This window comes from Microbacterium foliorum, from assembly GCF_006385575.1.
Classification (GTDB): domain Bacteria; phylum Actinomycetota; class Actinomycetes; order Actinomycetales; family Microbacteriaceae; genus Microbacterium; species Microbacterium foliorum_B.
Genome location: NZ_CP041040.1, coordinates 2056651 through 2071752 on the forward strand (window position 1 = coordinate 2056651; position 15102 = coordinate 2071752).

Annotated in this window: 14 protein-coding genes; 6 read left to right on the forward strand and 8 right to left on the reverse strand. The window is 66.8% G+C overall.

Going from position 1 to position 15102, the window contains the following annotated elements; all coding sequences use genetic code 11:
- Positions 1 to 44: 44 nt before the first annotated feature.
- Positions 45 to 644: a TetR family transcriptional regulator gene (locus FIV50_RS09900; RefSeq protein WP_140037290.1), complete on the forward strand. Its 600-nt coding sequence runs from the start codon at positions 45 to 47 to the stop codon at positions 642 to 644.
- On the opposite strand, the gene FIV50_RS09905 is transcribed toward FIV50_RS09900, so the two are convergent.
- From FIV50_RS09905 to sufB, 7 genes are read right to left on the reverse strand one after another with little or no spacing between them, the layout of a single operon-like run.
- Entirely contained in the window at positions 607 to 1980 is a 1374-nt protein-coding gene (locus FIV50_RS09905; RefSeq protein WP_140037291.1) for an MFS transporter, read from the reverse strand. The two genes, FIV50_RS09900 and FIV50_RS09905, sit on opposite strands and share 38 nt — an antisense overlap.
- The gene (locus FIV50_RS09910; RefSeq protein ID WP_140037292.1) at positions 1977 to 3131 is read right to left on the reverse strand and encodes a MalY/PatB family protein; all 1155 of its coding nucleotides are present in this window, start codon (positions 3129 to 3131) and stop codon (positions 1977 to 1979) included. The genes FIV50_RS09905 and FIV50_RS09910 overlap by 4 nt, the downstream gene beginning before the upstream one ends.
- 2 nt (positions 3132 to 3133) lie before the next feature.
- The gene (locus tag FIV50_RS09915; protein WP_042537580.1) at positions 3134 to 3463 is read right to left on the reverse strand and encodes a metal-sulfur cluster assembly factor; all 330 of its coding nucleotides are present in this window, start codon (positions 3461 to 3463) and stop codon (positions 3134 to 3136) included.
- A gap of 10 nt (positions 3464 to 3473) precedes the next feature.
- The gene (gene sufC, locus FIV50_RS09920) at positions 3474 to 4244 is read right to left on the reverse strand and encodes a Fe-S cluster assembly ATPase SufC (protein WP_140037293.1); all 771 of its coding nucleotides are present in this window, start codon (positions 4242 to 4244) and stop codon (positions 3474 to 3476) included.
- Positions 4245 to 4571: a non-heme iron oxygenase ferredoxin subunit gene (locus FIV50_RS09925; RefSeq protein WP_042537584.1), complete on the reverse strand. Its 327-nt coding sequence runs from the start codon at positions 4569 to 4571 to the stop codon at positions 4245 to 4247.
- A complete protein-coding gene (sufD, locus tag FIV50_RS09930) occupies positions 4568 to 5773 on the reverse strand; it encodes a Fe-S cluster assembly protein SufD (protein ID WP_140037294.1) in 1206 nt (401 codons plus the stop codon). The genes FIV50_RS09925 and sufD overlap by 4 nt, the downstream gene beginning before the upstream one ends.
- Entirely contained in the window at positions 5774 to 7192 is a 1419-nt protein-coding gene (gene sufB, locus FIV50_RS09935; RefSeq protein ID WP_042537589.1) for a Fe-S cluster assembly protein SufB, read from the reverse strand. It abuts the gene before it with no gap.
- Positions 7193 to 7425: 233 nt separating this feature from the next.
- Between sufB and FIV50_RS09940 the strand changes: the two genes are divergently transcribed.
- Positions 7426 to 8529 (forward strand): COX15/CtaA family protein, encoded by a 1104-nt coding sequence (locus FIV50_RS09940; protein WP_140037295.1) that lies wholly within the window; start codon positions 7426 to 7428, stop codon positions 8527 to 8529.
- A 100-nt stretch (positions 8530 to 8629) separates the two neighbouring features.
- Positions 8630 to 9067: a hypothetical protein gene (locus FIV50_RS09945; RefSeq protein ID WP_181164194.1), complete on the forward strand. Its 438-nt coding sequence runs from the start codon at positions 8630 to 8632 to the stop codon at positions 9065 to 9067.
- Here the strand turns inward: FIV50_RS09945 and FIV50_RS09950 are convergent.
- Positions 9009 to 9914, reverse strand: coding sequence for a heme o synthase (locus tag FIV50_RS09950; protein WP_140038720.1), 906 nt, complete (start codon positions 9912 to 9914; stop codon positions 9009 to 9011). The two genes, FIV50_RS09945 and FIV50_RS09950, sit on opposite strands and share 59 nt — an antisense overlap.
- A gap of 369 nt (positions 9915 to 10283) precedes the next feature.
- Here FIV50_RS09950 and tkt point away from each other — a divergent pair, with 369 nt between their 5' ends.
- Genes tkt through FIV50_RS09965 form a run of 3 tightly spaced genes read left to right on the forward strand, consistent with a single transcriptional unit; the run spans position 10284 to position 15093 of the window.
- Entirely contained in the window at positions 10284 to 12380 is a 2097-nt protein-coding gene (gene tkt, locus FIV50_RS09955) for a transketolase (protein ID WP_140037296.1), read from the forward strand.
- Positions 12377 to 13489: a transaldolase gene (tal, locus tag FIV50_RS09960; protein ID WP_140037297.1), complete on the forward strand. Its 1113-nt coding sequence runs from the start codon at positions 12377 to 12379 to the stop codon at positions 13487 to 13489. The genes tkt and tal overlap by 4 nt, the downstream gene beginning before the upstream one ends.
- Positions 13486 to 15093 carry a glucose-6-phosphate isomerase gene (locus tag FIV50_RS09965; protein ID WP_140037298.1) on the forward strand — a complete coding sequence of 536 codons (1608 nt, stop codon included), beginning with the start codon at positions 13486 to 13488 and terminating at the stop codon, positions 15091 to 15093. The genes tal and FIV50_RS09965 overlap by 4 nt, the downstream gene beginning before the upstream one ends.
- The last annotated feature ends 9 nt before the right edge of the window (positions 15094 to 15102 follow it).

Below are 15102 nucleotides of genomic sequence, written 5' to 3' on the forward strand. Positions count from 1 at the left end.
TCTTGAACACTGTTCACCTGAACGGTGTTCACTATACTGATCGCATGACCCCAGAGCACAACTCCGCGCGGCACGACCGCGACGGCGTCGCGCGCGCGGCGCTGGCCCTCCTCGACGAGGTCGGTCTCGCCGACCTGTCGATGCGCCGGATCGCAAGCAGGCTCGAAGTCCAGCCGAGCGCTCTCTACTGGCACTTCTCGAGCAAGCAGGAGCTCCTGGCAGAGCTGGCCGATCGGATCACCGCAGGCATCCCCCGCGACGCTGCAGACGTGCTGACCACCGCGCGCGGGATCCGCGACGCCCTGTTCACCTACCGCGACGGTGCGGAGCTCGTGCTCAGCACCTACGCACTGCGTCTGGGCTCGTCGTACGCCCAGACCGCGCTCGAGTCCACGCTCGCGCGGCACGGTCACACAGACGTAGCCGATCGAGCAGCGGCACTCCTGCACTTCGTGCTCGGCCACGCGACGCTCGTGCAGCAGCGCATGCACGCAGACAGCCATGGGGCGGCTCTCGCCGATGGCACGGTCGACATCACCGCCGGACTGGATCGCGTCTTCGACCTGGGCGTCACCGCGATCGCCGGGCAACCGGCCAGCAGCGGCGTCAGCCCTCAGACGACTCCGCGGCGTGGCCCAGTCTGAGCCCCGGCACGAACGCAAACAGCACCAGACCGAGGCAGAACACGAACACCACTCCGAACGACGCGGCGTCTCCGCCCAGCGTCGCGACGAGCAACCCGGCCAGTGCGATCGTCACCGCTGAACCCGCGGCGTCGGAGATCGACAGCGCCGACGAGTTGAACCCCTGATCGCCCTCATTCGAGTACGCCAGCGTGAGCACAGTGAGGCGTGGATACAGCAGCCCCATGCCACCGCCGGCGAAGCCCCAACCGACGACGACGAACACAGGCGACACGCCCCACTGCGCCGCCGCTAAGACGAGCACGAGCGCCATGACGAGGAGCGACAGGCTTATCACGGTGATGCGGGTGTTGCCGAGACGTTCGCCGAAACTCCCCTGCAGCTGCGAAGCCCCGGCCCACGCGAAGGCTGCCAGCATGAGCGCGATCCCCGCCCAGGTCGCCGTGAAGTCGAAGCGCTCCATCAGCAGGTAGGGGATGTACGCCTCGGCCGCGAAGAACGCACCCGCGGCGATGCCGCGCATGAGGACGACGCTCGGCAGACCACGCCCGGCACGAAGCGTGCGCCGGGGAACCAGCGGCAGCAGGGCAACGGCGATCACGACGACGGATCCGAGCGCCACAGGCCATGCGACGCGCACACTCATCTCCGCCGTGAAACCGACAAGCACCGCACAGACCGCGACGACCACCGCGAGAAGAAGACGGATGACGAGCGCTCGGCGATTCTGCGGTCCACCCCGTCCGAGGTCGACGCCTCGCAACCGCGCCACGACGGTGATGAAGGCGGCGGTCGTCAGCACGGCGACGCCGAGGAACGCCCAGCGCCAATCGAGGTACTCGGCCACCGCCCCGGCGAGGAACGGACCGATCATCGACGGCACGACCCACGCGGCCGCGAATGCTGCGAACACTCTGCCGTGAAGCCGGGGTGGATAGAGCCGGGCCACCACCACGTACAGCGCCACGGTCTGCCCACCCGCGCCGAGCCCCTGCACGAGGCGCCCGACGAGGAACTGGTCCATCGTCACAGCGAACCCTGACAGCAGCAGACCGGCGATGAACAACGAGACCGCGGCGTACAGGGCACCACGGGGCCCACGAGAATCCGACCAGGCGCCCGCTGCGACCATGCCGATCACGCTCGTCGCGAGGGTCCCGGCGAAGGCGACGGCGTACAGCTCGCGTCCGTCGAGCGCTTCGCTGACGATCGGCATGACGGTCGTGACCGCCAGCGCCTCGATCGCGGCGAGGAAGATCAGCGCGACTGCACCGGCGGTGACCCAGAGTCGTTCCCGGTCCCAGATCGATGCGGTCGGCTGCTGCCCGGTGATCATCGATCCACGAGCGACGCGATGCGCTCGATGGCCTCGGTGATGATCTCCGGACTCGTACCGAAGTTCAGCCGGACGAATCCTCTGCCCTGCTCGCCGAAGGCGGGGCCGAAGTGCAGGGCGACCTTCGCCTCCTTGAGGATCCGCCGCGCGGGGTTGTCTCCCCAGCCCAGACCCGAGAGATCGATCCAGGCCAGGTATCCGGCATCGGGGATCCGATAGCGCGCGGCAGGGAGCTTCGACGCCAGCAGATCCTCGAGCAGCACGCGATTCGCATCGAGGGTCCTGAGCAGCCCGTCGAGCCACGGGTCGCTCTCCTCAGAGAATGCAGCCACGGCCGCGAGGAGTCCGAACTGACCGGTGCGCCACTCGACCTCGATCGGAAGCCCGCGCACGACGGCGCTGGTGCGGTCGGAAGCGGTCACCATGAGCGCGCACTTGAGACCCGCGAGATTGAATGCTTTGCTCGCGCTCACGACGGCGTAGCCGACGCGCTCGGCGGCGTCACCGACGTCGAGGAACGGCGTGAACCCGGTTCCAGGCTGGGCGAGCGGCGCGTGGATCTCATCCGAGATCACCGCAACACCGTACTCGTCGGCGATCTCCGCGAGAGCGGTCAGCGAGTCACGGTCGTGCACCGTGCCGGTCGGATTGTGCGGGTTGCAGAGCAGCATCGCGGTGGCACCGTCTTCGAACGCAGCGCGGATGCCGTCGAGATCGAGTTCCCACTCCGTGCCGGTATCGATCAGCGGCACCCGAGCCACCTCGGCGCCCGCCTCGGAGACCAGGTCGAAGAACGGGGGATACACCGGAGGGGTGACGACCACGCGCTCCCCGGGCTGCGTCACGCGGCGCAGGATCTCGACGATCCCCATGCTCACGTCGGCGGTCGTGCGCATCTGCGACGGATCGACATGCCAGCCGAAACGACGGAGCGCGAAGTCTGCGTATGTCTCGGCAAGTGGCGTTCGCGAGGCTACGTACCCCGTGTCGCCGATGTCGACAGCGCGCCGAAGAGCGGATGAGATCGACGGCGCCAACGGAAAGTCGGTCTCCGCGACGAAGAGCGGAAGCACATCGGCGGGATACTCCCGCCACTTCTCGCTGCTGCGCTCGCGAAGCTCCGCCAGAGGCAGGGCCGTGACCTCGAGCATCCTCAGATGGCGAAGCCGAGAGCGCGCATCATGTCGCGCCCGTCGTCCGTGATCTTCTCGGGACCCCACGGCGGCATCCACACCCAGTTGATGCGGAAGCGATCGACGACACTGTCCAGAGCCTGAGCGGTCTGGTCTTCGAGAACGTCGGTCAGTGGGCAGCCTGCGCTGGTGAGCGTCATGTGGATGACGAGAGCATCGTTCTCGTCATCCCATGCGAGATCGTAGATGAGGCCGAGGTCGACGACGTTGATCCCGAGCTCCGGGTCCATGACGTCCTTGAGAGCCTCGGTGACCTCGTCGTACTTCTCGTCGGTGAGGGTGGCTGTCATGCGAATCAGCCTACGCCTCGATGGGGGCTGCGGGGTCGAGGAAACGGTCGTATCCCTCGTCCTCGAGCCGGTCAGCGAGCTCCGGGCCACCCTCTTCGACGATCTTGCCCGCAACGATCACATGCACGAAGTCGGGGCGGATGTAGCGGAGGATGCGGGTGTAGTGCGTGATGAGCAGCACGCCGAGGCCCGTCGACTCCTTGGCGCGGTTGACGCCCTCGGAGACGATCTTCAGCGCGTCGACGTCGAGACCCGAGTCAGTCTCGTCGAGGACTGCGAACTTCGGCTTGAGCACCTCGAGCTGAAGGATCTCGTGACGCTTCTTCTCGCCACCGGAGAAGCCCTCGTTGACGTTGCGCTGAGCGAACTTCGGGTCCATGCGGAGGTTGGACATCGCCGTCTTGACGTCCTTCGTCCACCCGCGGATCGCCGGCGCCTCGCCGTCGATCGCGGTCTTGGCCGTGCGGAGGAAGTTCGTCACCGTCACTCCGGGGATCTCGACCGGGTACTGCATCGCGAGGAAGAGACCCGCACGAGCGCGCTCGTCTACGCTCATCGCGAGGACGTCCTGGCCGTCGAACGTGATCGAACCGGACGCCACCGTGTACTTCGGGTGACCGGCGATCGTGTAGGCGAGCGTCGACTTGCCCGAGCCGTTGGGGCCCATGATCGCGTGCGTCTCACCCGTGTTCATCGTGAGGGTGATTCCGTTGAGGATCGGGGTGATTCCCGCCTCGGTCTCGACCGTCACGTAGAGGTCGCGGATTTCGAGAACAGACATTCAGACTTCCTTCGTCACAGTCGGGTCGATGAGCACGTCGTCGCCGTCGATCTCGACGACGTAGACCGGAACGGGCTCATAAGCAGGGAGGTTCTGGGGCTTGCCGGTGAGCAGCGAGAATGCAGAGCCGTGGGCCCAGCATTCCACCGTCTCTCCTTCGACGAAGCCCTCGGAGAGGGAGATGTCACCGTGGGTGCAGGTGTCTCCGATGGCGTGGATCACGCCTTCGGAGTCCTTGATGACGGTGATCGGCACGCCGTTCGGCTCGACACGCAGCGGCATGTCCTGCTCGAGTTCGGCTACACCGCAGACGCGCTCCGCGGTCATGCGTTCACCTCGGCGAGCTCCGTCTCGATCGCGGCGAGAAGCTCGGCCTCCAGCGCGGGGATTCCCAGACGCTGGACGATGTCGGTGAGGAAGCCGAGCACGACGAGACGGCGGGCTTCCTCTTCGCTGATGCCTCGCGCCTGCAGATAGAACAGCTGCTCGTCGTCGAAACGACCGGTGGCGCTGGCGTGGCCCGCTCCGAGGATGTCGCCCGTCTCGATCTCGAGGTTCGGGATCGAGTCGGCGCGAGCGCCCTCCGTGAGCACCAGGTTGCGGTTGGCCTCGTACGAATCGGTGCCGTTCGCGTCGGCGCCGATCAGTACATCGCCGATCCAGACGCTGTGCGCGCCCTGGCCCTGGAGCGCACCCTTGTAGAGCACGTCGCCCTTGGTGTGCGGCCCCTTGTGGTGCAGGAAGACCTGGCTCTCGAGGTGCTGCCCCGCATCGGCGTACGAGAGGCCGTAGAGGTAGCCCTCCGAGCCTGCACCCGCGAGCTCGACGCTGGGGTTCACGCGCACGACGCCGCCGCCGAAGCTGATGACGAAGTGCTTGAGCGTCGCATCGGCGTCGACCCTGGCCTGGTGCGCCGACGTGTGCACGGCCTCGTCCTGCCACTGCTGCAGGCTGATGACGGTGAGCTTGGCTCCGTCGCGCACGATGATCTCGACGTTCTGCGAGTACTGCGCAGCGCCCGTGTGCTGGAGCACGACAGTGGCGGAGCTGTGCTCGAGCGCCTCGATCACGAGGTGCGCGTCGGCGCGACGGTCTGCACCGAGTCCGTCGATCGCGATGAAGACGGGCTCAGCGACCTCTTCTTCACGCGGGATGCGGATGTGCAGCGCCTCGGGTGAGCCCTGCCACGCGATCGCGGCGGTGATGTCCTCCGCGAGGAAGACCTCTCCGCGCGGTGCATCGCCGGCGGCGAGCGGCGCTGACACGTACTGCTCTCCCGAGCCGAACGAGTAGCTCACGCCGTCGCCCGAGCCCGCGACCTCGAAAAGAGGCGAGAGCTTCGCGACAGGGGTGTGCTTCCAGTTGACCTCGCGCCCGGTGGGAGCACCGAAGTCGTCGGGGTCGAAGGAGTGGGGGCGCTCCGAGCGGGTCTGCACCGGGACGAATCCGGCTTCCGAGACCTGTGCTGCGGGGTCGATGTGCGCGTTCGTGTGCTGCGCCTCGCTGGGCGCTGTCGTCGAGGCCGCCATTTAGCCGACCGATCCTTCCATGCCCATTTCGATGAGCTTGTTCAGTTCCATCGCGTACTCCATGGGCAGTTCCCGTGCGATCGGCTCGATGAAGCCACGCACGATCATCGCCATCGCCTCGTCCTCGGGCATGCCGCGGGACTGCAGGTAGAAGAGCTGCTCTTCGCTGACCTTCGAGACGGTCGCCTCGTGGCCGAGTTGCACGTCGTCGACACGGATGTCGATCGCCGGATATGTGTCGGAGCGTGACTTCGTGTCGACCAGCAGAGCGTCGCAGCGCACGGTGTTCGCAGAGTGGTGCGCATTGGCGTCCACGCGGACCTCACCGCGGTATCCCGCACGACCGCCACCACGGGCGATCGACTTCGAGACGATCGACGACTGGGTGTACGGCGCCATGTGGATCATCTTCGCGCCGGCGTCCTGGTGCTGGCCGGGGCCCGCGAAGGCGACCGAGAGCGTCTCGCCCTTGGCATGCTCGCCCATCAGGTAGATCGACGGGTACTTCATCGTCACCTTGGAGCCGATGTTGCCGTCGACCCACTCCATCGTCGCGCCTTCGTGCGCGACCGCACGCTTGGTGACGAGGTTGTAGACGTTGTTCGACCAGTTCTGGATCGTCGTGTAGCGAACGCGGGCGTTCTTCTTCACGATGATCTCGACCACGGCCGAGTGCAGCGAGTCCGACTTGTAGATCGGAGCCGTGCAGCCCTCGATGTAGTGGACGTAGCTGTCTTCGTCGGCGATGATCAGGGTCCGCTCGAACTGGCCCATGTTCTCGGTGTTGATGCGGAAGTAGGCCTGCAGCGGGATCTCGACGTGCACGCCCTTGGGGACGTAGACGAACGAGCCGCCCGACCAGACGGCGGTGTTCAGCGCAGCGAACTTGTTGTCGCCGGCCGGGATCACCGAGCCGAAGTACTCCTCGAAGAACTCGGGGTGCTCACGCAGAGCGGTGTCGGTGTCCATGAAGATGACACCCTGCTCCTCCAGGTCCTCGCGGATTTGGTGGTAGACGACCTCGGATTCGTACTGAGCGGCGACACCCGCGACGAGGCGCTGGCGCTCCGCCTCGGGGATGCCGAGACGCTCATAGGTCTCGCGGATCTCCGCGGGGAGGTCCTCCCAGGACTGCGCCTGCTTCTCCGTCGAGCGCACGAAGTACTTGATGTTGTCGAAGTCGATCTCGCTGAGGTCTGCACCCCACGTCGGCATCGGCTTGCGTCCGAAGAGCTGGTAACCCTTGAGACGGGTCTTCAGCATCCATTCGGGCTCGTGCTTGAGCGCCGAGATCCCGCGAACCACCTCTTCGGAGATTCCACGCTTGGCGATGGCTCCGGCGGCATCTTCGTCATGCCATCCGAATTCGTACACCCCCAGGCCGTCAAGCTCCGGGCGGTCGATCAGTACATCCGACATCACACACTCTCCTCACAGGTCCCAAAACGGTGTCATCCGCCCCGACACACCTGATCCCCGTCGAGTCTGCGGGAGCGGGTGCCGTTGGTGGGCCCTCATCACCGGCGCATCCATCGCGCCTAAACTGTTGATGATGCTTCAGCGCGGTAAGCGCTCATCACAACAATCCGATTCTACAGGTTCCGCCTGAAGACAGGGCCGCTCGCCATGTCCGGGCGGTTCGGAGAAGACTTATGCCCCAGCCCACGATCTCGTCCCCCGCGATCGCACCGACGTCGACGCATGCGATCCTCTGGGGACGAGCGCTCCGCGTGTTCGCCTGGCTGTCTTTCCTGGCTCAGACGATCATCATCGGCACCGGCGGCGCAGTGCGCCTCACCGGATCCGGACTCGGCTGCTCCGAGTGGCCGCTCTGCACCCCCGAGTCGCTCGTGCCGATCTATGCCGACCAGGGAATCCACGGCATCATCGAGTTCGGCAACCGCGTCATGACGGGCGTCGTCGGCATCATCGCCCTCGCCGTACTGCTGCTCGTGCTCGCACGTGTCGGCGGCCGTCTCCTGGTCTTCTCCGCCCTGCGGTTCGCGGCTGCCGGCATCGTCGCCGCCGTCATCACCTTCGTGATCGTGTCGCTGTTCTCCCTTCCGGCGACTCCGTTCGCCATGGGCGCTCTGCTCATCGCCGTGATCGCAGCCATGGTGCGATCAGTCCGGTTGACGACCGAACGACGTGATCTCGTCATCCTCGCCTGGATCGTCCTGCTCGGAGTGGTCGCACAGGCGCTCGTCGGCGGCATCACCGTGCTCACCGGCCTTAACCCCTTCATCGTCGGGTTCCACTACGTGTCCTCCCTGCTGCTGGTGTGCGTCACCGCGGCGTTCCTGGTGCGTCTCTACGGGCAGCCGGGCCCGAGGGATCGCGCGGTACCGAAGTGGTTCGCGATCCTGAGCCACGTCACGGGCCTGGCTCTCGCCGTCACGATCGTCTTCGGTGTGCTCACCACCGGTTCGGGCCCGCATTCGGGTGATGCCGACGTGCTGCGTCACGGGTTCGACGCCACCGTGCTGGCGCACGTGCACGCGTGGCCCGGATACATCCTCGCCGCGCTCGTCGCCACGCTCACGATCTCCGCGTGGGTGCTGCGCCTCGAGCCCCGCAAATGGCTGCTCGTGCTCGTGATCGCGATCCTCGTGCAGGTCGGTGTCGGCATCTGGCAGGCACGTGAGGGCCTCCCTCCCCTGCTCGTCGGCATCCACATGGTGCTCGCGTCGCTCTCGGCAGCGGCGTACACGGTCGTGGCGCTGCACCTGAAGAAGCCGGTCGCGCCCCAGGAGTGACGGAGGTCGCCGATCGGTCGGCGCACTCCGGAGCCTCGGCACAGTGAACGCATAGCTGCGGCATCAGCGACTCATCAGTTCGTCGTGCAACGTGGCCGACATGAACAAGTCACTGACACGCAGCATCGGCTTCTGGCTCCTCCTCGTGCTCTCGCTCGCTTCGGCGGGCATCGGCGGTTGGCTCATCGCCGGTCAGATCGGCACCATGACGAGCACTCTGCTCGACGGCACCGCGACCGGCATCGAGGTCTACGTCGGGCAGTCGCTCGTCGTCGTCGGCGCCGCACTGCTGGGCGCAGGCGTCATCGGAATCCTCGTCGCGGTGGCGCTGAGCGCCGTGCAGGCGATTCTGCCCTCCCCCGCCCCGTCGTCGTCGAGCCGATCGACTGGAACGCCGAATCAGACGCCGTCGACCACGACGAGACCACGACGGTCGAGAACGACGCGGCCGACGTGCAGATCTCCGAGGATGACGAGGCTCAGAACGGCAGCAGCGGGTCGACCGCGACGGCCACGAAGATCAGCGTCAAGTAGGTGATCGAGGCGTGGAAGACTCGCATCGGCCGCGCCTCGTTGCCTCGCACCGCCTGGTTGTACAGACGGTGCGACTCGTAGATGAACCAGCCGCCGAACACGGCAGCTGAGACGCCGTAGACGAGGCCCATGTTCGCGATCGGGATCAGCAGCAGCGAGCAGGCGACGGTGGCCCAGGCATACAGGATGACCTGGAGTCCGACCTGCGAGGCGTTGCGGGTGACGCCGAGCATGGGCACGTCGACGTCTTCGTAGTCGTCCTTGTACTTCATCGAGAGCGGCCAGTAGTGCGGCGGCGTCCAGAGGAAGATGAGCGCGAAGAGGATGAACGCCGGCCAGTCGAGCGAACCGGTGACCGCAGCCCAGCCGATGAGCACGGGGAAGCATCCGGCGATGCCGCCCCAGATGATGTTCTGCTCGGTGCGGCGCTTGAGGATCATCGTGTAGATCACGACGTAGAAGAAGATGGCGGATGCCGACAGAGTCGCCGCCAGCCAGTTCGTCGTGAACCACAGCCACACGGTCGAGACCACGGCCAGGGTCCACGAGAAGATCAGAGCGCCCCGCGGGGTGATCTCACCCGTGACGAGCGGACGGTTCTCGGTGCGATGCATATGTGCGTCGATGTCGCGGTCGAGATACATGTTGAACGCCGCGGCGGACCCGGCGCTCAGCGATCCGCCGATCACGGTGGCGAGGACCAGCCACAGGTCGGGCAGGCCGCCCTGGGCGAGGAACATCACCGGGACGGTCGACACCAGCAGCAGTTCGAGGACGCGCGGCTTGGTGAGGGCGACATACGCCTTCACGGTGCGACCGATGGACTTCTTCACAACGGTCTGATCAGACATCGTCGAGATCTCGATCGCCTCCTCCACACGCGTCACGACAGCGTTTCCCAGTCTAGGGCACACGAGACGAGGGGCTCGCCCGCGCTCAGGTCTTGAGCCCGCCTTCATGCTCTGCATCCGCCTCGCCCGGGCGTCACGGAATCGCGTTCCAGGAACGATGATCCGCAGTCCCACAGTGCTGCGGAACTCGGGACGGATCCATGGAATTACTGGAAGCGCGGAGCGTTGTAAAGGGGGGTAATGGGTCAGACCTCGGCGCTATGCTGAAATGACTCGCGCGCCCAGCGCACATCACAAACCCTTCCTTTGCGTTGCGGACTGCGATCGTGCAATCCGGGCGCTCTCGAACAGTTGCAGAAGGGCTTCACAGTGTCGGAATTGCAGTGGGATGAGATCGACCGACGCGCGGTGGACACCGCGCGTCTTCTGGCTGCGGATGCCGTGGAGAAGGTCGGCAACGGCCACCCCGGCACCGCGATGAGCCTGGCTCCGGCCGCGTATCTCCTCTACCAGCGGGTGCTCCGTCACGACCCGACCGACACCGACTGGCTCGGCCGCGACCGCTTCATCCTCTCGGTCGGACACTCTTCGCTCACCCAGTACGTCCAGCTCTACCTGGGCGGCTTCGGCCTCGAGCTCGACGACCTCAAGGCGCTCCGCACCTGGGGCTCGCTCACCCCCGGCCACCCCGAGTACGGCCACACCAAGGGCGTAGAGATCACCACCGGCCCGCTCGGCCAGGGGCTCGCTTCCGCGGTGGGCTTCGCCTACGCCGCTCGCTACGAGCGCGGGCTCTTCGACCCCGAGGCTGAGGCGGGCACCAGCCCGTTCGACCACTTCGTCTACGTGATCGCGGGCGACGGCGACCTCCAGGAGGGCGTCACCAGCGAGGCCTCCTCGCTGGCCGGCCACCAGGAGCTCGGCAACCTCATCGCGATCTACGACTCCAACCAGATCTCGATCGAGGACGACACGAACGTCGCCTTCACCGAAGACGTCGCGAAGCGCTACGAGGCATACGGCTGGCAGGTCCAGACCGTCGACTGGAAGAAGACGGGCGAGTACGTCGAGGACGTCGCCGAGCTGCATGCTGCGATCGAGGCCGCCAAGGGCGAGACCTCGAAGCCGTCGCTCATCATCCTGAAGACGATCATCGGCTGGCCGTCGCCCGGCAAGCAGAACTCCGGCAAGATCCACGGATCCGCCCTGGGCGGCGACGAGCTCGCCGCGACCAAGAAGGTCCTCGGATTCGACGCCGACGAGCACTTCGCGATCGCCGACGATGTGATCGCGCACACCCGCGGTCTCGCCGATCGCGCCGCCGAGGAGCGTGCCGCGTGGCAGCAGTCGTTCGACGCGTGGGCCGCGGCCAACCCCGAACGCAAGGCCCTCCTCGATCGTCTCGAGGCCAAGGAGCTGCCTGCGGACATCACCTCCGCTCTCCCCGTCTTCGAGAGCGGCAAGGACGTATCGACCCGTGCGGCGTCCGGCCAGGTCATCAACGCTCTAGCGGCCGAGCTCCCCGAGCTCTGGGGCGGATCCGCCGACCTCGCCGAATCGAACCTCACCACGATCAAGGATTCCAAGTCCTTCATCCCCGCAGAGTGGTCGACGCACGAGTGGTCGGGTGACCCGTATGGCCGCGTGCTGCACTTCGGCATCCGCGAGCACGCCATGGGCGCGATCATCAACGGCATCGTGCTGCACGGCCCGACGCGCGCATTCGGCGGCACGTTCCTGATCTTCAGCGACTACATGCGCCCGCCGGTGCGTCTGGCCGCGCTGATGAACGTGCCCAGCATCTTCGTCTGGACGCACGACTCGGTGGCCCTCGGCGAGGACGGTCCGACCCATCAGCCGGTCGAGCAGATCGCCACGCTGCGCGCCATCCCGAACTTCACCCTGGTGCGCCCTGCTGACGCCAACGAGACCTCGGCCGCCTGGCTCGAGATCCTCCGCCGTCACGAGGGACCGGCCGGTATCGCTCTGACGCGTCAGAACATCCCGGTGTTCGAGCGCGGACAGGGCTCGGCTGAGGGCGATGTCTTCGCCTCGACCGACGGCGTCGCGAAGGGCGCCTACGTCCTCGCCGAGGCTCCGAACGGCGCGCCGGACGTGATCATCATCGCGACCGGTTCCGAGGTGCAGCTCGCGGTCGACGCACGCGCAGCCCTCGCGGAAGAAGGCGTGAACGTGCGCGTCGTCTCCGCTCCGTCGCTCGAGTGGTTCGACGAGCAGGACGAGGCCTACCGCGAGTCGGTCCTTCCCAAGGCCATCACCGCCCGCGTCTCGGTCGAGGCCGGTTCGGTGCTCAGCTGGCGCGGGATCGTTGGCGACCGCGGCCGCTCGGTCGGCATCGACCACTTCGGCGCATCCGCCGACTACAAGACCCTGTTCCAGAAGTTCGGTATCACCACCGAGGCCGTCATCGCGGCCGCACGCGAGACCATCAAGGAGAACGCATGAGCACCCCCACCGCAGACCTCGCAGCAGCCGGTGTCAGCATCTGGCTCGACGACCTGTCGCGCACCCGCATCTCCTCCGGCAACCTCGCCGAGCTGATCGAGACCCGCAACGTCGTCGGCGTCACGACCAACCCGACGATCTTCGCCAACGCGATCACCGACAAGAACAACACGTCGTACGACGCGCAGGTCACCGAGCTCGCCGCATCGGGCGCCACGGCCGAGGAAGCCGTCTTCGCCGCGACCACGCAGGACGTCGCCGCCGCTCTCGACATCTTCCGCCCCGTGTGGGAGAAGTCGGGCCACGTCGACGGCCGCGTCTCGATCGAGGTCTCCCCCGACCTCGCGCACGACACCGAGGGCACCGTCGAACAGGCCAAGAAGCTGTGGGCCAAGGTCGACCGCCCCAACCTGCTCGTCAAGATCCCCGCGACGAAGGCGGGCCTGCCCGCGATCACCGAGGCGATCGCGTCGGGCATCAGCGTCAACGTGACCCTGATCTTCAGCCTGGAGCGCTACGCCGAGGTCATCGACGCGTACCTGGCCGGGCTCGAGCGCGCGCACAGCGCCGACTTCGACCTGTCGAGCATCCACTCCGTCGCGTCGTTCTTCGTCTCGCGCGTCGACACCGAGACCGACAAGCGTCTCTCGGCGATCGGCACCGACGAGGCCGAGGCGCTCAAGAGCAAGGCCGGACTCGCGAACGCCCGTCTCGCCTACGAGCTCTTCGAGCAGAAGTTCGCCGAGAAGCGTGCGCAGGACCTCATCAAGCTCGGCGCGAACGCCCAGCGCCCGCTGTGGGCATCGACCGGCGTCAAGGACCCGGCACTGCCCGACACGCTCTACGTCACCGAGCTCGTCGCGAAGGACGTCGTCAACACGATGCCCGAGAAGACGCTCGAGGCGACCTTCGACCACGGCGTCGTCACCGGAGACACCATAACGGGCGGCTACGAGGATGCTCGCGCGGTGTTCGCAGGCCTTGACGCTCTCGGGATCGACTTCACCGACGTCACGCAGGTGCTCGAGGACGAGGGTGTCGCCAAGTTCATCGACTCGTGGCACGACCTCCTGACGCAGGTGGCCGAGGGCCTCGAGGCGCAGCGATGACCTTTGCGATCCACGCCTCTGGCGCGGCTCGGGTTGCGATCGACGAGACGGTTCCCGCTCTCGTCCACGACCTCGTCGCCTCGCGAGTGACCGGTGGCGACGCGGCCCTGTGGGGCCCGGCAGCCGAGTCCGAGGCATCGATCCGCCTCGGCTGGGTCGAGGCGGTATCCGTCTCACGCCCTCTGGTCGCTGAGATCGTCGCACTGCGCGCCGATCTGCACGCGAAGGGTGTGACGCGGGTCGTGCTCGCGGGCATGGGCGGCTCGTCGCTCGCCCCCGAAGTGATCGCCCAGACCGCCGGCGTCCCGCTGACGATCCTCGACTCGACTGCTCCCGGTCAGGTGCTCGCCGCGCTCGACGAGGGCCTGCAGAGCACCGTGCTCGTGGTGTCGTCGAAGTCGGGATCGACCGTCGAGACCGACTCGCAGCGCCGCACGTTCGAAGCTGCGTTCCGCGACGTGGGCATCGATCCGCTCGAGCGCATCATCGTGGTCACCGACCCGGGCTCGCCGCTCGACGTCTCCGCTCGTGAAGCCGGCTACCGCGTGTTCAACGCCGACCCGAACGTGGGGGGCCGTTACTCCGCTCTCACGGCCTTCGGGCTCGTGCCTACCGGCCTCGCCGGAGCTGACATCGATGAGCTTCTCGACGAGGCAGAGGCCTCGCTGCTCGAGGTCGCGATCGATTCGGCCGACAACCCTGCACTGCGCCTGGCCGCGGCGATCTCCGCCACGGTGCCTCGTCGCGACAAGCTAGGCCTGATCACCGACGGCACGCACATCAACGGCCTGCCCGACTGGATCGAGCAGCTCATCGCCGAGTCCACAGGCAAGGACGGCACCGGCATCCTGCCCGTCGTGCTGCTGCCCGTGTCGCCCGAGCTCGACTCCCAGCCGTCCGATCTGCAGATCGTGCGGCTCGTCGACGATGCGAACGAGTTCCACCTGCGCGAGCGGCACGAGGGCGAGATCCTCGTCAGCGGTTCGCTGGGTGCGCAGCTCATCGTCTGGGAGTACGCGACGGCGATCGCCGGCTACCTGCTCGGCATCAATCCCTTCGATCAGCCCGACGTCGAGTCGGCGAAGGTGGCGGCTCGAGGTCTGCTCGATGCCCGCCCGGCGCCGACCGCTCCCGCATTCGTCGAGAACGGCGTCGAGGTTCGCGTGTCCGACCCCGCTCTGGCGGCGTCCGGAACCGTCGAGGGCGTGCTCGACGCACTGTGGGCGGCGCTGCCGGCAGACGGCTACGTGTCGATCCAGGCATACGTCAACCGGCTCGACGTCCCGCAGCTGCCGGGGCTCCGCGAGCTGGTCGCCGCCGACTCCGGTCGGCCGACCACGTTCGGTTGGGGACCCCGGTTCCTGCACTCCACCGGCCAGTATCACAAGGGCGGTCCGGCGCAGGGCGTGTTCCTGCAGATCCTGGAGCGCACCGACGTCGATCTCGAGATCCCTGAGCGACCGTTCACGTTCGGCCAGCTCATCGAGGCACAGGCAGCCGGCGATGCCGCCGTCCTGGCCGAGCACGGCCGTCCGGTCGTCTCCCTGACGATCACCGATTCGTCGGCCGACGTCCTCACCCTCTTCGAAGCCGCACAGAAGTAACAGCCAGGA